The sequence below is a fragment of the Pseudomonas palmensis genome (assembly GCF_049942755.1).
GTDB classification, from domain to species: domain Bacteria; phylum Pseudomonadota; class Gammaproteobacteria; order Pseudomonadales; family Pseudomonadaceae; genus Aquipseudomonas; species Aquipseudomonas palmensis.
The window spans coordinates 214,623-231,066 of the sequence record NZ_CP187958.1 but is presented as its reverse complement, the minus strand read 5'-3'; the positions used below and the strand labels follow the sequence as shown (position 1 = coordinate 231,066).

14 protein-coding genes are annotated in these 16,444 nt (G+C 60.8%); 13 read left to right on the top strand and 1 reads right to left on the bottom strand.

Annotation, left to right across the window (positions count from 1 at the left end; genetic code table 11):
• Positions 1 to 20 precede the first annotated feature (20 nt).
• The 4 genes from ACPRTJ_RS01230 (at position 21) to ACPRTJ_RS01215 (ending at position 3,087) form a co-directional block, all read left to right on the top strand.
• Positions 21 to 1,466: a PLP-dependent aminotransferase family protein gene (locus ACPRTJ_RS01230; RefSeq protein ID WP_043863146.1), complete on the top strand. Its 1,446-nt coding sequence runs from the start codon at positions 21 to 23 to the stop codon at positions 1,464 to 1,466.
• Between the two features lie 67 nt (positions 1,467 to 1,533).
• On the top strand, positions 1,534 to 2,064 hold the full coding sequence (locus tag ACPRTJ_RS01225) for a hypothetical protein (RefSeq protein ID WP_043863145.1): 531 nt from the start codon (positions 1,534 to 1,536) through the stop codon (positions 2,062 to 2,064).
• Positions 2,065 to 2,191: 127 nt separating this feature from the next.
• Positions 2,192 to 2,446, top strand: coding sequence for a YkgJ family cysteine cluster protein (locus tag ACPRTJ_RS01220; RefSeq protein ID WP_043863144.1), 255 nt, complete (start codon positions 2,192 to 2,194; stop codon positions 2,444 to 2,446).
• Between the two features lie 35 nt (positions 2,447 to 2,481).
• Positions 2,482 to 3,087, top strand: a complete 606-nt coding sequence (locus tag ACPRTJ_RS01215) for an START domain-containing protein (RefSeq protein ID WP_043863143.1) — start codon at positions 2,482 to 2,484, stop codon at positions 3,085 to 3,087.
• A 134-nt stretch (positions 3,088 to 3,221) separates the two neighbouring features.
• Here ACPRTJ_RS01215 and gltA read toward each other — a convergent pair whose 3' ends face one another.
• Positions 3,222 to 4,511, bottom strand: a complete 1,290-nt coding sequence (gene gltA, locus ACPRTJ_RS01210; RefSeq protein ID WP_043863142.1) for a citrate synthase — start codon at positions 4,509 to 4,511, stop codon at positions 3,222 to 3,224.
• Between the two features lie 350 nt (positions 4,512 to 4,861).
• On the opposite strand from gltA, the gene sdhC reads away from it, so the two are divergent.
• The 9 genes from sdhC (at position 4,862) to sucD (ending at position 16,195) form a co-directional block, all read left to right on the top strand.
• On the top strand, positions 4,862 to 5,248 hold the full coding sequence (sdhC, locus tag ACPRTJ_RS01205; RefSeq protein ID WP_088515660.1) for a succinate dehydrogenase, cytochrome b556 subunit: 387 nt from the start codon (positions 4,862 to 4,864) through the stop codon (positions 5,246 to 5,248).
• Positions 5,242 to 5,610 carry a succinate dehydrogenase, hydrophobic membrane anchor protein gene (gene sdhD / locus ACPRTJ_RS01200; protein ID WP_043863140.1) on the top strand — a complete coding sequence of 123 codons (369 nt, stop codon included), beginning with the start codon at positions 5,242 to 5,244 and terminating at the stop codon, positions 5,608 to 5,610. The genes sdhC and sdhD overlap by 7 nt, the downstream gene beginning before the upstream one ends.
• 3 nt (positions 5,611 to 5,613) lie before the next feature.
• A complete protein-coding gene (gene sdhA / locus ACPRTJ_RS01195) occupies positions 5,614 to 7,386 on the top strand; it encodes a succinate dehydrogenase flavoprotein subunit (RefSeq protein WP_043863139.1) in 1,773 nt (590 codons plus the stop codon).
• Between the two features lie 11 nt (positions 7,387 to 7,397).
• Positions 7,398 to 8,102: a succinate dehydrogenase iron-sulfur subunit gene (locus ACPRTJ_RS01190; protein ID WP_043863138.1), complete on the top strand. Its 705-nt coding sequence runs from the start codon at positions 7,398 to 7,400 to the stop codon at positions 8,100 to 8,102.
• A 244-nt stretch (positions 8,103 to 8,346) separates the two neighbouring features.
• Complete coding sequence (locus tag ACPRTJ_RS01185) at positions 8,347 to 11,178, top strand: 2-oxoglutarate dehydrogenase E1 component (RefSeq protein ID WP_043863137.1); 2,832 nt, start codon at positions 8,347 to 8,349, stop codon at positions 11,176 to 11,178.
• Positions 11,179 to 11,220: 42 nt separating this feature from the next.
• Positions 11,221 to 12,438, top strand: a complete 1,218-nt coding sequence (odhB, locus tag ACPRTJ_RS01180; protein ID WP_054915668.1) for a 2-oxoglutarate dehydrogenase complex dihydrolipoyllysine-residue succinyltransferase — start codon at positions 11,221 to 11,223, stop codon at positions 12,436 to 12,438.
• Between the two features lie 94 nt (positions 12,439 to 12,532).
• Positions 12,533 to 13,969 (top strand): dihydrolipoyl dehydrogenase, encoded by a 1,437-nt coding sequence (gene lpdA, locus ACPRTJ_RS01175; RefSeq protein ID WP_043863135.1) that lies wholly within the window; start codon positions 12,533 to 12,535, stop codon positions 13,967 to 13,969.
• 175 nt (positions 13,970 to 14,144) lie between these two features.
• Complete coding sequence (sucC, locus tag ACPRTJ_RS01170) at positions 14,145 to 15,311, top strand: ADP-forming succinate--CoA ligase subunit beta (protein ID WP_043863134.1); 1,167 nt, start codon at positions 14,145 to 14,147, stop codon at positions 15,309 to 15,311.
• Positions 15,311 to 16,195: a succinate--CoA ligase subunit alpha gene (gene sucD / locus ACPRTJ_RS01165; RefSeq protein ID WP_038613108.1), complete on the top strand. Its 885-nt coding sequence runs from the start codon at positions 15,311 to 15,313 to the stop codon at positions 16,193 to 16,195. Before sucC ends, sucD begins: the two co-directional genes overlap by 1 nt.
• The last annotated feature ends 249 nt before the right edge of the window (positions 16,196 to 16,444 follow it).

The window sequence follows — 16,444 nt, the reverse complement described above, 5'->3', positions numbered from 1 at the left end:
CGCGTTTCGAGATCCGTCCCATGACCAATCTGTTGCTCTACCAGCGCATCGCCCAGCAACTGGCGGAAGACATCCGCCGCGGCGTCTATCAGCCCGGTGAGCGCGTACCGTCGGTACGCAAGATGAGCTCGCAGCTCAATGTCAGCCATGCCACCGTGCTGCAGGCCTATGCCAACCTCGAGGACCAGGGGCTGATTCGCGCGCGGCCGCAATCGGGCTACTACGTCCACCAGACCCCGGCCCTGACTGCGCAGACCCCGGACATCGCGCGGGTCGAGCGTCCAGGGCTGGTCACGCGCAGCAGCATCATCCAGCAGGTACTGACCGAAGCCCGGCGTGATGGGGTGTTCCCGCTGGGGGCGGCGGTTCCGCATGTGGACTACCTGCCGGTGCGGGCGCTGCACCAGCAACTGGCCAAGGTCACGCGGTTCCAGAGCCCGCGGGCGTTCAGCTACATGTTCAGCCCGGGTTTCGAGCCGCTGCGCCGGCAGATCGCCATTCGCATGCGCGACGCCGGGGTGGTGGTCGACCCGTCCGAAGTGGTGGTAACCCACGGTTGCGTCGATGCGCTGCAGATGTCGTTGCGGGTGCTGACCCGGCCAGGCGACCTGATCGCCGCCGAGTCGCCCACCTATTACGGGCTGCTGCAACTGGCGGACCTGCTGGGGCTCAAGGTGATCGAGATCCCCAGCGACCCGGCCACCGGCATCAGCCTGGAGGCCCTGCAACTGGCGGCCAACCAGTGGTCGATCAAGGCGCTGGTGCTGACTGCGCGGTTGAGCAACCCGCTGGGCGGCACCATTCCCGAGGAGCGCCAGAAGCAGTTGCTGCGCCTGGCCTCGGATTTCAACATCCAGATCGTCGAGGACGATATCTACGGCGAGCTGATGTTCGAGCAAGGGCGCACCAAGGCGCTCAAGGCCTTCGACCGGCTGGGGCGGGTGATCTATTGCTCGAGCTTTTCCAAGACCCTGTCGCCGGGGGTGCGTATCGGCTGGATGATCGCGGGCAACTATCAGCAGGAAATCCAGCGACTGCAGACCTTTACCACGCACTCGGCGTGCAGTGTGACGCAGATGGGGGTGGCGGCCTACCTTGAAAATGGTGGCTATGACCGCCATCTGCGCTACATTCGCCAGGAATATCGCAAGAACCTCAGTGCCTACCAGCTGGCGGTACAGCAGCACTTTCCGGAAGGCACCCAGATGAGCCGGCCTACCGGGGGCTTCATCCTGTGGGTCAGCCTGCCGGGGCGGGTCAACACCCAGGAGTTGCATGTACGTGCCTTGCAGCAGGGCATCAGCATCGCGCCCGGGCTGATCTTCAGTAACACGGAGCAGTTCAACCACTGCATTCGTCTCAACTGCGGCATTCCGTGGAACCGCGAGGCTGAGCGGGCGCTGCTGACATTGGGGATGCTGGCCCATCAGCTTTGCCAGGAAACCGCCTCGGGCGGATACCTCTAGATCGCGGGCTTGCCAGCGACTGCAGGAACAGGGAGCATGTGCGACTCATGAATACGTCTCGTTGCCTATGAAAGCGTTGAGCTGTGCTGCCGTGATGTTGTGTGCGCTGGGCCTGTGTGCAACGGGCCCGGCACTGGCTGTGCCCGGACCGGGGCCGATACTGCTGGCACAGGCGTCGGCTGCCCCGGCACCGGACCGGAAGCCTTCGACCCAGGCCCCGGTAAAAGCGAGTGCCAAGCCACAGGCCAAGCCCAAGGCGCAACCCAAGACCAAGGCTGGCGACCCCAGGAAGACGCCGGCCAAGGCGGTAAAGTCGGGCAAGCGCAAGGCCTCCGAGGTGATTGCCGCGCCCTTGCCCAAGGCGCGCCTGGATCTGAGCCTGCCCCCGGAGATGGTCAAGGACCTGCAGCCGAGCAGTCAGGAGGAAGTCCGTGTGCGACGTCCGCTGCTGCCGTCGTTGTTCGAAGAAAAGCCTGCCGCGGACAGCCCGTTCCAGCTCAATGGCCGCTTGATCAGCAACGAAATGCAATTGCAGTTGCGCAATGATGCCCGTCAGGACATTGAGGGTGCAGCCATCGATTTCGAGTTCAAGCAATAAACGCTGCTCGACCTGCCGGTCACATTCTGCGCGGCGATATTTCATCTGAGCGGTAATTTCAAACACCTGTTTTAGCGGTTACTATCCCCATTCACCCATCATTTGTTAGGCCGAGGTCCATGTCGTCATGAACTGCCGTGAAGGCTGTGGCGCTTGCTGCATTGCCCCTTCCATCAGCTCGCCCATTCCTGGCATGCCGCACGGCAAGCCGGCTGGCGAACGCTGTGTGCAACTGTCCGAGCACAACCTCTGCAGCCTGTTCGGCCAGCCTGAACGGCCGGCGGTGTGCTCGGGCTTCCAGGCGGAGGTGGACACCTGCGGCAATGATCGCGACGAGGCGATCAGGATCATCGGCTGGCTGGAGCAAGTGACGGCGGCTTGAGTGAGTGGAACTTCGCAAACAAGGAAAACAACACGATGGGTTCGATGAAGCGGGTAGCGGTGATTTGTGGTCTGAGTGCGATGTTCATGTCGGTGGCGCAGGCTGAAGACTGGAAGGTTGCCAAGGAAGGGGATGGCATCAAGGTATCGCTGAGCGAAGTGAGTGGTTCGAACTACAAGGCCTATCAGGGCGTGACGACCATCAAGGCGCCGCTGGCCAAGGTCCGGGCGCTGCAGGAAGACGTGGCCGGGGCCTGTGCCTGGATTCACGAGTGCAAGAGCCAGAAGCTGCTCAAGCACGAGGGTGACCAGAGCTGGACCTACACCCAGTTCAATACGCCGTGGCCGGTCACCCCGCGCGATTCGATCATCCATGTAACCACCAGCGAAGGTGCTGACGGCAGCCTGACCCGCAAGCTGGAGGGTGTGCCCAAGTACCTGCCGGAGGAAAAAGGCTATGTGCGGGTGGCTGAAGTGCAGGGTTTCTGGAAGCTGGTGCCCAAGGGTGACACTACCGAGGTGACATACCAGGTGCACACCGAGCCAGGCGGGAGTGTGCCAGCGATGGTGGCGAACAAGTTCGTGGTCGATGCGCCGTTCAATACGCTCAAGGCGTTGAAGGAGCGGGCGGAGAAACCGTAACAGTTTGATGGTAGGCTGCAATATGCCTAAACTGTAGGGGCCGCCAAGGCTTGCTCCTCCTGCATGAAGCGTTACGCAACAAAAAAGGCTGCCCGAGGGCAGCCTTTCTTGTTGTTGCAGGCGAGCCGTTTGGCTTACTTGCGGTCTTCCAGTTTGACGATGTCACGTGACTCGTAGCCGGTGTACAGCTGGCGCGGACGGCCAATCTTGTACGGGCTGGAGAGCATTTCCTTCCAGTGCGAGATCCAGCCGACGGTCCGCGCCAGGGCGAAGATCACGGTGAACATGCTGGTAGGGATGCCGATCGCCTTGAGGATGATCCCCGAGTAGAAGTCGACGTTCGGGTACAGCGAGCGCTCGATGAAGTACGGATCGGTCAGGGCGATCTCTTCCAGGCGCATGGCCAGTTCCAGCTGCGGATCGTTGGTGATGCCCAGCTCGCGCAGCACTTCGTCGCAGGTCTGCTTCATCACGGTGGCACGCGGGTCGCGGTTCTTGTAGACGCGGTGACCGAAGCCCATCAGCTTGAACGGGTCGTTCTTGTCCTTGGCCTTGGCGATGAAGGTGTCGATGTTCGAGACATCGCCAATTTCGTCGAGCATGGTCAGCACGGCTTCGTTGGCGCCGCCGTGGGCAGGGCCCCACAGTGCAGCGATGCCGGCAGCGATACAGGCGAACGGATTGGCGCCCGAGGAGCCTGCCAGGCGTACGGTGGAGGTCGACGCATTCTGTTCGTGGTCGGCGTGGAGGATGAAGATCCGGTCCATTGCCTTGGCCAGCACCGGGCTGATCGGTTTGATCTCGCACGGGGTGTTGAACATCATGTGCAGGAAGTTTTCGGCGTAGGTCAGGTCGTTGCGCGGGTACATCATGGGCTGGCCCATGGAGTACTTGTAGACCATCGCGGCCAGGGTCGGCATCTTGGCGACCAGGCGCACGGCCGAGATTTCCCGGTGCTGCGGGTTATTGATGTCCAGCGAGTCGTGATAGAACGCCGACAGGGCGCCAACCACGCCGCACATGACGGCCATCGGGTGGGCGTCGCGGCGGAAGCCGTTGAAGAACGACTTCAACTGCTCGTGCACCATGGTGTGATTTTTGACGGTGCTGACGAACTGAGCCTTCTGCTCGGCATTCGGCAGTTCGCCGTTGAGCAGCAGGTAGCAGGTTTCCAGGTAGTCGGATTGCTCGGCGAGCTGTTCGATCGGGTAGCCGCGATGCAGCAGGATGCCCTTGTCGCCGTCAATGTAGGTGATCTTGGACTCGCACGATGCGGTCGCCATGAAACCAGGGTCGAAAGTGAAGTGACCCGTGGCCCCCAACCCTCTAACGTCGATAACATCGGGACCAACGGTGCCGGTTAAAATGGGCAGCTCGACGGGGGCTGCGCCCTCGATGACCAACTGCGCTTTTTTGTCAGCCATGTGGCCTCCTATTAATGCTTGAAATCATCAGACAGACCCCCCACGCAGGGCCCGCACCACTATAGTGAGATAAATTCGAATGTCAATTTGCCTAAAGCACGGTTGTAAAGGGCTTTGGGCGCTGTTTTTCCGCGAAATTGCGGCCCGTTTACGCCTTTTGTTCGCCAAAGGCAATGCGCTATTTGGGCTAGGGCTTCACGTTGTCATTAGTAGCCTAACTGTCTATACTCGGCACCCGACCGCCAGGGGCTTTAAAGCCCGCTTTTCTGGGGTCGTCACTCCCTGGGTGGTGGGTACCTGACCAGTACACTTACCAACAACTTTGCCCTGCTTGCTAGGGGCTCTTCAGTGTGAAAAAAGCCGTGAAAAGCCAACGACCTGTAAACCTAGACCTAAGGACCATCAAACTCCCCATTACCGGCGTTACGTCATTTCTTCACCGTGTTTCCGGCATCATCCTCTTTCTGGGCCTGGGCATCATGCTGTACGCATTGAGCCAATCCCTGAGTTCCGAGGAAGGTTTTGCCGAGGTGAAGGCATGCCTGACCAGTCCGCTGGCCAAATTCGTGGCGTGGGGCCTTCTGTCCGCCTTGCTGTATCACCTGGTTGCCGGTGTGCGCCATCTGATTATGGACATGGGCATCGGTGAGACGCTGGAAGGCGGCAAACTGGGCTCGAAAATCGTTATCGCCATTTCCGTGGTGGTGATCGTTCTGGCGGGAGTTTGGATATGGTAACTAATGTCACGAACCTGTCGCGTTCGGGCCTCTATGACTGGATGGCGCAGCGCGTTTCTGCGGTCGTTCTCGCGGCTTACTTCATTTTTCTGATCGGCTACCTGGTGGCGCACCCTGGCATCGACTATGCCCAGTGGCACGCCCTGTTCTCCCATAACGCGATGCGGATCTTCAGTCTGCTGGCCCTCGTTGCCCTGGGCGCTCACGCCTGGGTCGGCATGTGGACCATTGCCACCGACTACCTGACGCCGATGGCGCTGGGCAAGTCGGCGACTGCAGTTCGTTTCCTGTTCCAGGCGGTATGTGGTGTCGCGATGTTCGCGTACTTCGTCTGGGGTGTGCAGATTCTCTGGGGTATCTGATTCATGGCTAACATTCCAACGATTTCCTTCGACGCCATCATCATTGGTGGTGGCGGTGCCGGCATGCGCGCTGCGCTGCAGCTGGCTCAAGGCGGCCACAAGACCGCCGTGATCACCAAGGTGTTCCCGACCCGTTCGCACACCGTATCGGCCCAGGGTGGCATCACCTGCGCCATCGCTTCGGCCGACCCGAACGATGACTGGCGCTGGCATATGTACGATACCGTCAAGGGTTCCGACTACATCGGTGACCAGGACGCTATCGAATACATGTGTCAGGAAGGCCCGGCTGCGGTGTTCGAGCTGGACCACATGGGTCTGCCGTTCTCGCGTACCGAAACCGGCCGTATCTACCAGCGTCCGTTCGGCGGCCAGTCCAAGGACTACGGTAAAGGTGGCCAGGCCGCCCGTACCTGCGCCGCTTCCGACCGTACCGGTCACGCGCTGCTGCACACCCTCTATCAGGGCAACCTGAAAGCCGGCACCACCTTCCTCAACGAGTGGTACGCGGTTGACCTGGTCAAGAACCAGGACGGCGCCTTCGTCGGCGTGATCGCGATCTGCATCGAAACCGGCGAGACCGTCTACATTCGCGCCAAGGCCACCGTACTGGCCACCGGCGGTGCAGGGCGTATCTACGCCTCCACCACCAACGCCCTGATCAATACCGGCGACGGTATCGGCATGGCCCTGCGTGCCGGCGTGCCGGTGCAGGACATCGAGATGTGGCAGTTCCACCCGACCGGCATCGCCGGCGCAGGTGTACTGGTTACCGAAGGCTGCCGTGGTGAAGGTGGTTACCTGATCAACAAGCACGGCGAGCGTTTCATGGAGCGCTACGCGCCAAACGCCAAGGACCTCGCCGGTCGCGACGTTGTGGCCCGCTCCATGGTCAAAGAGATCATCGCCGGCAACGGCTGTGGCCCGAACGGCGACCACGTGATGCTCAAGCTCGACCACCTGGGCGAGGAAGTGCTGCACAGCCGCCTGCCAGGCATCTGCGAGCTGTCCAAGACCTTCGCGCACGTCGACCCGGTCGTTGCACCCGTACCCGTCGTTCCAACCTGCCACTACATGATGGGCGGCGTTGCCACCAACATTCATGGCCAGGCGATCTCGCAGAACGCCGACGGCGAAGACACCATCATCGAAGGGCTGTTCGCGGTCGGTGAAGTGGCTTGCGTATCGGTTCACGGCGCCAACCGCCTGGGCGGCAACTCGCTGCTCGACCTGGTGGTGTTCGGCCGTGCGGCCGGCCTGCACCTGGAAAAGGCCCTGAGCGACGGTATCGAATACCGCGACGCCAGCGACACCGACGTGGAAGTCGCGCTGAACCGTCTGAACAAGCTCAACGAGCGTACCGACGGCGAAGACGTGGCAACCCTGCGTCGCGAGCTGCAAAGCTGCATGCAGAACTACTTCGGCGTATTCCGCACCGGCGAATACATGCAGAAGGGTATCGAACAGCTGGCTGGCCTGCGCGAGCGTATCGCCAACGTCAAGATCAACGACAAGTCCCAGGCCTTCAACACCGCGCGTATCGAAGCGCTGGAGCTGCAGAACCTGCTGGAAGTCGCTGAAGCCACTGCAATCGCTGCTGAAGTGCGCAAAGAGTCCCGCGGTGCCCACGCCCGTGAAGACTTCGAAGACCGTGACGACGAAAACTGGCTGTGCCACACCCTGTACTTCCCGGGTGAAAAGCGGGTTGCCAAGCGTGCAGTCAACTTCTCGCCGAAAACCGTTCCGACGTTCGAGCCTAAAGTCCGGACTTACTAAGGGTGGCCACTATGTTGAAAGTCGAAGTTTATCGCTACAACCCCGACACCGACTCGGCACCTAAGACCCAGGTGTTCGAAGTCGATACCGGCGGCAAGGACCTGATGGTTCTGGATGTGCTGGCACTGATCAAGGAACAGGACGAAGGTTTCTCCTATCGTCGTTCGTGCCGCGAAGGCGTGTGCGGTTCCGATGGCATGAACATCAACGGCAAGAACGGCCTGGCCTGCATCACCCCGCTGTCGGCGGTGGTGAAGAAGAACAAGCTGGTCGTGCGTCCGCTGCCCGGCCTGCCGGTCATCCGTGACCTGGTCGTTGATATGAGCATCTTCTACAAGCAGTACGAGAAGGTGAAGCCGTTCCTGCAGAACGATACCCCGGCGCCGGCGATCGAACGCCTGCAGTCACCGGAAGAACGCGAGAAGCTGGACGGTCTGTACGAGTGCATCCTGTGCGCTTGCTGCTCGACTTCCTGCCCGTCGTTCTGGTGGAACCCGGACAAGTTCCTGGGCCCGGCCGCTCTGCTTCAAGCTTATCGCTTCCTGGCCGATAGCCGTGACACCAAGACCCAGGAGCGCCTGGCGTCCCTGGATGACCCGTTCAGCGTATTCCGCTGCCGCGGGATCATGAACTGCGTAAACGTTTGCCCCAAAGGTCTGAACCCGACCAAGGCAATCGGCCACGTACGTAACATGCTGCTGCAAAGCGGCACCTGATTCAAAAGTGTTGTACCCGTAGCACACCGAAGTGCGGGCCCTTGCCCGCACCGAGGTGCAACTTGAGCAAAGGCCAAAAGCCCGAGCTTTTACCTATGAAGATATGAGACCAGCAGGGGCGTCCGGGCTGGTACCCGGTAAATCTGCGGAACTCTCGGTGGCTTGGTTCAGTCGCTGCATACGGACTCAACTCAGCTTGCTGTGGTTCTTGCCGATCGAGGCCCCTAACCGAGGGTGACCAAGCATGCAAGAAAGCGTGATGCAGCGCATGTGGAACAGCGCCCACCTTTCAGGTGGTAACGCTGCCTATGTGGAAGAGCTCTACGAGCTCTACCTGCACGACCCTAACGCTGTGCCAGAAGAGTGGCGCACTTACTTTCAGAAGTTGCCCGCCGAAGGCAGCACTGCCACCGATGTATCGCACTCGACGATCCGCGACCATTTCGTACTGCTGGCAAAGAACCAGCGCCGCGCCCAACCGGTTTCCGCCGGTAGCGTGAGCAGTGAACACGAGAAGAAGCAGGTTGAAGTGCTGCGACTGATCCAGGCCTACCGTATGCGCGGCCACCAAGCCGCGAAGCTCGACCCCCTGGGGTTGTGGCAGCGCCCTGCGCCAGTAGACCTGTCGATCAATCATTACGGCTTGACCAATGCCGATCTTGATACGACCTTCCGTGCCGGCGACCTGTTCATCGGCAAAGAGGAAGCGAGCCTACGCGAAATCTTCGAGGCGTTGCAGCAGACATATTGCCGCACCATCGGCGCCGAGTTCACCCACATCGTCGACTCCGAGCAGCGCAGCTGGTTCCAGCAGCGTCTGGAGAGCGTGCGTGGGCGTCCTGAATTTTCCGCAGACATCCAGAGCCACCTGCTCGAGCGCGTTACCGCGGCAGAAGGCCTGGAGAAATACCTGGGTACCAAATACCCGGGCACCAAACGTTTCGGCCTGGAAGGCGGCGAAAGCCTGATTCCGATGCTGGACGAGCTGATCCAGCGCTCCGGTTCCTACGGTACCAAGGAAGTCGTGATCGGCATGGCCCACCGTGGTCGCCTGAACGTACTGGTCAACACCTTCGGCAAGAACCCGCGCGAGCTGTTCGACGAGTTCGAAGGCAAGAAGAAGGTCGAGCTGGGTTCCGGTGACGTGAAGTATCACCAGGGCTTCTCGTCCAACGTGATGACCGCCGGCGGTGAAGTTCACCTGGCCATGGCGTTCAACCCTTCGCACCTGGAAATCGTCTCGCCAGTGGTGGAAGGTTCGGTGCGTGCCCGTCAGGACCGCCGCAACGACAGCGTTGGCGACAAGGTACTGCCGATCTCGATCCACGGCGACGCGGCCTTCGCTGGCCAGGGCGTGGTCATGGAAACCTTCCAGATGTCGCAGACCCGCGGTTTCAAGACCGGCGGCACCGTGCACATCGTGATCAACAACCAGGTTGGTTTCACCATCAGCAACCCGCTGGACTCGCGTTCCACCGAGTACTGCACCGACGTCGCCAAGATGATCCAGGCGCCGATCCTGCACGTCAACGGCGACGATCCGGAAGCGGTGCTGTTCGTGACCCAGCTGGCGGTCGACTACCGCATGCAGTTCAAGCGTGACGTGGTCATCGACCTGGTCTGCTACCGTCGTCGCGGCCACAACGAGGCCGACGAGCCGAACGGCACCCAGCCGCTGATGTACCAGCAGATCAGCAAGCAGCGCACCACCCGTGAGCTGTACGCCGATGCGCTGACCCAGGCCGGTCGTTTGGATGCCGAGCGCGTCCAGGCCAAGGTCGACGAGTACCGCAATGCGCTGGACAACGGCCTGCATGTTGTGAAAAGCCTGGTCAAGGAGCCGAACAAGGAGCTGTTCGTCGACTGGCGTCCATACCTGGGCCACGCCTGGACCGCGCGTCACGACACCCGCTTCGACCTCAAGACCCTGCAGGAGCTCTCGGCCAAGTTGCTGGAGCTGCCGGAAGGCTTCGTGGTTCAGCGCCAGGTCTCGAAGATCTACGAAGATCGCCAGAAGATGCAGGCCGGTGGCTTGCCGATCAACTGGGGTTACGCCGAAACCATGGCGTACGCCACCCTGGCCTTCGAAGGTCACCCGATCCGCATGACGGGTCAGGATATCGGTCGCGGCACCTTCTCTCACCGCCATGCGGTGTTGCACAACCAGAAGGACGCCAGCACCTATATCCCGCTGCAGAACCTGTTCCCGGGCCAGCCACGTTTCGACCTGTACGATTCGTTCCTGTCCGAAGAGGCGGTACTGGCGTTCGAATACGGCTACTCGACCACCCAGCCCAATGCGCTGGTGATCTGGGAAGCCCAGTTCGGCGACTTCGCCAACGGTGCCCAGGTGGTTGTCGACCAGTTCATCACCAGCGGCGAGCACAAGTGGGGCCGTCTGTGCGGTCTGACCATGCTGCTGCCACATGGTTATGAAGGGCAGGGGCCTGAGCACTCCTCGGCGCGTCTGGAGCGTTACCTGCAACTGTGTGCCGAGCACAACGTTCAGGTCTGCGTACCGACCACGCCGGCTCAGATCTACCACCTGCTGCGTCGTCAGGTCATCCGTCCGCTGCGCAAGCCGCTGATCGTGCTGACACCCAAGTCGCTGCTGCGCCACAAGCTGGCCATCTCGACCCTGGAAGAACTGGCCGAAGGCTCGTTCCAGACCGTCATTCCGGAAATCGACAGCCTCGATCCGGCCAAGGTGACGCGCCTGGTGCTGTGCAGCGGCAAGGTCTACTACGATCTGCTGGAAAAACGCCGTGCCGAAGGCCGTGAAGACATCGCTATCGTGCGTATCGAGCAACTGTATCCGTTCCCTGAAGACGATCTGGTTGAAATCCTTGCGCCTTACACCGGTCTGAAGGACGTGGTGTGGTGTCAGGAAGAGCCGATGAACCAGGGCGCGTGGTACAGCAGCCAGCACCACATGCGTCGCATCCTGAGCCGTCACAACAAGGACCTGGTCCTTGAGTACGCCGGTCGTGACGCCTCGGCAGCACCTGCCTGTGGTTACGCTTCGATGCACGCCGAACAGCAGGAAAAACTGCTGCAAGCTGCCTTCACCGTTTAATGCCATCGCGCACCAGAAACCGAATTTAAGGAACCACTGATAATGGCTATCGAGATCAAAGCCCCTACTTTCCCGGAATCGGTTGCCGATGGCACCGTTGCCACCTGGCACAAGAAACCGGGCGAAGCCGTCAAGCGTGACGAGCTGATCGTCGACATCGAGACCGACAAGGTCGTCCTGGAAGTGCTGGCCACCGCCGATGGCGTGCTGGGCGACATCGTCAAGGGCGAAGGCGAGACCGTGCTGTCCGACGAAGTGCTGGGTTCGATCAATGAAGGCGCTGCACCAGCTGCTGCTCCGGCCGCCGCTGCCGCCGCACCTGCCCAGGCTGCCGCTCCGGCCGACGCTGGCGAAGACGACCCGATTGCTGCGCCTGCCGCACGCAAGCTGGCCGAAGAAAACGCCATCGACCTGGCCAGCGTCGCTGGCACCGGTAAAGGCGGTCGCATCACCAAGGAAGACGTCGTCGCTGCCGTCGCCAACAAGAAGGCCGCTCCGGCTGCCGCTGCTGCCAAGCCGGCCGCTGCTGCCGCTGCCCCGGTTGTCGCCACTGGCGACCGTACCGAGAAGCGTGTGCCGATGACCCGCGTGCGTGCCACCGTGGCCAAGCGTCTGGTCGAAGCACAGTCGAACATGGCGATGCTGACCACCTTCAACGAAGTCGACATGACCGAAGTCATGGCACTGCGTTCGAAGTACAAGGACCTGTTCGAGAAGTCCCACAACGGCGTGCGCCTGGGCTTCATGTCGTTCTTCGTCAAGGCTGCCACCGAAGCGCTGAAACGCTTCCCGGCCGTCAACGCCTCGATCGACGGCAGCGACATCGTCTACCACGGCTACGCCGACATCGGTGTTGCCGTGTCCAGCGACCGCGGCCTGGTGGTGCCGGTACTGCGTAACGCCGAGCAGATGAGCCTGGCCGAAATCGAAGGCGGCATCGCCACCTTCGGCAAGAAGGCCCGTGACGGCAAACTGTCGATCGACGAGATGACCGGCGGTACCTTCACCATCACCAACGGTGGTACCTTCGGTTCGATGATGTCGACCCCGATCGTCAACCCGCCGCAGGCTGCAATCCTGGGCATGCACAACATCATCCAGCGTCCGATGGCCGTCAACGGCCAGGTCGTGATCCGTCCGATGATGTACCTGGCACTGTCCTACGATCACCGCCTGATCGATGGCAAAGAAGCCGTGACGTTCCTGGTGACCATCAAGAACCTGCTGGAAGACCCGGCTCGTCTGCTGCTGGACATCTGATAAACAGCTGCAGGCTGCAAGCGACAAGCTTCGAGCAGAAGCGTGTTCGCCTTGCCGCCTGCAGCTTGCCGCTTGACGCTAAAAGGAATCTTTTATGACCCAGAAATTCGACGTGGTAGTGATTGGTGCAGGTCCTGGCGGCTATGTAGCCGCGATCAAGGCTGCCCAGCTCGGCCTGAGCACTGCCTGTATCGAGAAGTACGTTGACGGCGAAGGCAAACTGGCCCTCGGCGGTACCTGCCTGAACGTGGGTTGCATTCCGTCCAAGGCGCTGCTGGACAGCTCCTGGAAGTACAAGGAAGCCAAAGAGAGCTTCAACGTGCACGGCATCTCCACTGGCGAAGTGAAGATGGACGTGGCTGCGATGGTTGGCCGCAAGGCTGGCATCGTCAAGAACCTGACCGGCGGCGTTGCCACCCTGTTCAAGGCCAACGGCGTCACTTCGATCCAGGGCCACGGCAAACTGCTGGCCGGCAAGAAAGTCGAAGTCACCAAGCCTGACGGCAGCACCGAAATCATCGAAGCCGAGAACGTGATCCTGGCCTCCGGTTCGCGTCCGATCGACATTCCGCCGGCTCCGGTCGACCAGAAAGTCATCGTCGACTCCACCGGCGCCCTGGAATTCCAGACCGTGCCAAAACGCCTGGGCGTGATCGGCGCCGGTGTCATCGGCCTGGAGCTGGGTTCGGTATGGTCGCGCCTGGGTGCCCAGGTGACCGTGCTCGAAGCCCTGGACACCTTCCTGATGGCAGCCGACACCGCTGTTGCCAAGGAAGGCCTGAAGACCCTGACCAAGCAAGGTCTGGACATCAAGCTGGGCGCTCGCGTGACCGGCTCGAAGGTCAACGGCGACGAAGTCGAAGTGACCTACACCGACGCCAACGGCGAGCAGAAGATCACCTTCGACAGGCTGATCGTTGCAGTCGGCCGTCGCCCTGTGACCACCGACCTGCTGGCTGCCGACAGCGGCGTGACCATCGACGAGCGCGGTTTCGTGTTCGTTGACGACTACTGCGCTACCAGCGTACCGGGCGTCTACGCCATCGGTGACGTGGTACGTGGCATGATGCTGGCGCACAAGGCCTCGGAAGAGGGCATCATGGTCGTCGAGCGCATCAAGGGCCACAAGGCCCAGATGAACTACGACCTGATCCCATCGGTTATCTACACCCACCCGGAAATGGCCTGGGTCGGTAAAACCGAGCAAGCCTTGAAGGCTGAAGGCGTTGAGGTTAACGTGGGCACCTTCCCGTTCGCGGCCAGCGGCCGTGCGATGGCGGCCAACGACACCGGTGGTTTCGTCAAGGTCATCGCCGATGCCAAGACCGACCGCGTTCTGGGTGTACACGTCATTGGCCCAAGCGCTGCCGAACTGGTGCAGCAGGGTGCAATCGCAATGGAATTCGGCTCCAGCGCCGAAGACCTGGGCATGATGGTCTTCTCCCATCCGACCTTGTCTGAAGCGCTGCACGAAGCCGCTCTGGCCGTGAATGGCGGTGCCATCCACGTAGCCAACCGCAAGAAGCGTTAAACAATAAGAAACCACGGCGGACGGCCCGTCGTGAGTCTTGCGTGCATGGCTCACCGCGGAAAGTCCGCCGGACTCGAACTCCCGGAGCATACCGGGGGCAAGCGGTCACAGGTGGCGCGGCACTCCACAGGAGCGCAGCGCCGAAGCGCAGTACCTAACGAAGACGGTAAAAAGCATGAATCTTCACGAGTATCAGGGTAAGCAGCTGTTCGCTGAATACGGCCTGCCAGTTTCCAAGGGTTTCGCAGTCGACACCCCTGAAGCTGCAGCAGAAGCCTGCGACAAGATCGGTGGCACCGAGTGGGTTGTAAAAGCCCAGGTTCACGCCGGTGGTCGCGGTAAAGCGGGCGGCGTAAAGCTGGTTCGCAGCAAAGAAGACGCCAAGGCGTTCGCTGCCCAGTGGTTGGGCAAGCGTCTGGTTACCTACCAGACCGATGCCAATGGTCAGCCAGTCACCAAGATCCTGGTTGAATCGTGCACTGATATCGCTAAAGAGCTGTACCTGGGCGCTGTCGTTGACCGTTCGAGCCGTCGTATCGTGTTCATGGCCTCCACCGAAGGTGGCGTGGACATCGAGAAAGTCGCCCACGACACTCCGGAAAAAATCATCAAGGCCACTATCGATCCACTGGTTGGCGCTCAGCCATTCCAGGGTCGCGAGCTGGCATTCCAGCTGGGTCTGGAAGGCAAGCAGGTTGCTCAGTTCGCCAAGATCTTCGTCGGTCTGGCCAAGCTGTTCAAAGAGCACGACCTGGCACTGCTGGAAGTGAACCCGCTGGTGATCAAGGCCGACGGCGATCTGCACTGCCTCGATGCCAAGATCAACATCGACGCCAACGCCATGTACCGTCAGCCCAAGCTGAAAACCTTCCACGACCCGTCGCAGGACGATCCTCGTGAAGCCCACGCTGCCAGCTTCGAGCTGAACTACGTGGCCCTGGAAGGCAACATCGGCTGCATGGTAAACGGTGCCGGCCTGGCCATGGGTACCATGGACATCGTCAACCTGCACGGCGGCAAGCCAGCCAACTTCCTCGACGTAGGTGGTGGCGCTACCAAAGAGCGCGTGACCGAAGCGTTCAAGATCATCCTGTCCGACAGCAATGTCGCGGCCGTACTGGTCAACATCTTCGGCGGCATCGTTCGTTGCGACATGATTGCCGAAGGCATCATCGGTGCAGTGAAAGAAGTTGGCGTTAAAGTGCCGGTTGTTGTTCGTCTGGAAGGCAACAACGCTGAACTGGGCGCCAAAGTACTGGCAGAAAGCGGTTTGAACATCATTGCGGCAACCAGCCTGACCGACGCTGCTCAACAAGTTGTCAAAGCTGCGGAGGGCAAGTAATGAGCGTCCTGATCAATAAAGACACCAAAGTCATCTGCCAGGGCTTCACCGGCTCGCAGGGTACCTTCCACTCCGAGCAAGCCATCGCCTACGGCACCAAGATGGTTGGCGGCGTGACCCCAGGCAAAGGCGGCACCACTCACCTGGGCCTGCCGGTGTTCAACACCGTGAAAGAAGCAGTAGCTGCTACCGGCGCCGACGCGTCGGTCATCTACGTACCGGCTCCTTTCTGCAAGGACTCGATCCTGGAAGCAGCGTTCGGCGGCATCAAGCTGATCGTGTGCATCACCGAAGGCATTCCTACCCTGGACATGCTCGATGCCAAGGTCAAGTGCGACGAGCTGGGTGTTACCCTGATCGGCCCTAACTGCCCAGGCGTCATCACCCCGGGCGAGTGCAAGATCGGCATCATGCCAGGTCACATCCACTTGCCAGGCAAGGTCGGTATCGTGTCGCGTTCCGGCACCCTGACCTATGAAGCCGTGAAGCAGACCACTGACGCCGGTTTCGGTCAGTCCACCTGCGTCGGTATCGGTGGCGACCCGATCCCGGGTTCGAACTTCATCGACATCCTGAAGCTGTTCCAGGAAGACCCGAAGACCGAGGCGATCGTGATGATCGGCGAGATCGGCGGTTCGGCTGAAGAAGAAGCGGCTGCCTACATCAAGGCAAACGTCACCAAGCCAGTGGTTTCCTACATCGCCGGTGTGACTGCCCCAGCGGGCAAGCGCATGGGCCATGCTGGCGCCATCATTTCGGGCGGCAAGGGTACTGCAGACGAGAAGTTCGCAGCCCTGCAGGACGCCGGTGTAAAAACCGTGCGTTCGCTGGCCGACATCGGCAAGGCCCTGGCCGAGCTGACCGGTTGGGAAGTGAAGAAGTAAGCTGCGGCTGACCTTCCACGCTTCGGCAAAGGCCACCCTCGGGTGGCCTTTGTGCTTTCTGGTATACAACGCTGCCCCCTGTAGGGGCCGACCTTGCCGGCGAAGCAGACAGCGCGTTCTTGCATAAAAGTCGGTCATCCACGCGACATGCATATTCGCTCATCGGACAAGCACCCCTCTGGCAGTGCGTTTTGCGGCCAGATTCGTTAACCTGTGCCCTCATTTTGTGCCAGCACCCCAAAAGGGAGC

Bases quoted from the DNA above. Each gene is read 5' to 3' on its own strand.
- ACPRTJ_RS01190 (WP_043863138.1), top strand. From the start codon at position 7,398: ATGTTGAAAGTCGAAGTTTATCGCTACAACCCCGACACCGACTCGGCA.
- ACPRTJ_RS01220 (WP_043863144.1), top strand. From the start codon at position 2,192: ATGAACTGCCGTGAAGGCTGTGGCGCTTGCTGCATTGCCCCTTCCATC.
- ACPRTJ_RS01230 (WP_043863146.1), top strand. From the start codon at position 21: ATGACCAATCTGTTGCTCTACCAGCGCATCGCCCAGCAACTGGCGGAA.
- odhB (WP_054915668.1), top strand. From the start codon at position 11,221: ATGGCTATCGAGATCAAAGCCCCTACTTTCCCGGAATCGGTTGCCGAT.
- ACPRTJ_RS01185 (WP_043863137.1), top strand. From the start codon at position 8,347: ATGCAAGAAAGCGTGATGCAGCGCATGTGGAACAGCGCCCACCTTTCA.
- ACPRTJ_RS01225 (WP_043863145.1), top strand. From the start codon at position 1,534: ATGAAAGCGTTGAGCTGTGCTGCCGTGATGTTGTGTGCGCTGGGCCTG.
- sdhD (WP_043863140.1), top strand. From the start codon at position 5,242: ATGGTAACTAATGTCACGAACCTGTCGCGTTCGGGCCTCTATGACTGG.
- ACPRTJ_RS01215 (WP_043863143.1), top strand. From the start codon at position 2,482: ATGGGTTCGATGAAGCGGGTAGCGGTGATTTGTGGTCTGAGTGCGATG.
- sdhA (WP_043863139.1), top strand. From the start codon at position 5,614: ATGGCTAACATTCCAACGATTTCCTTCGACGCCATCATCATTGGTGGT.
- sucD (WP_038613108.1), top strand. From the start codon at position 15,311: ATGAGCGTCCTGATCAATAAAGACACCAAAGTCATCTGCCAGGGCTTC.
- lpdA (WP_043863135.1), top strand. From the start codon at position 12,533: ATGACCCAGAAATTCGACGTGGTAGTGATTGGTGCAGGTCCTGGCGGC.
- sucC (WP_043863134.1), top strand. From the start codon at position 14,145: ATGAATCTTCACGAGTATCAGGGTAAGCAGCTGTTCGCTGAATACGGC.
- gltA (WP_043863142.1), bottom strand. From the start codon at position 4,511: ATGGCTGACAAAAAAGCGCAGTTGGTCATCGAGGGCGCAGCCCCCGTC.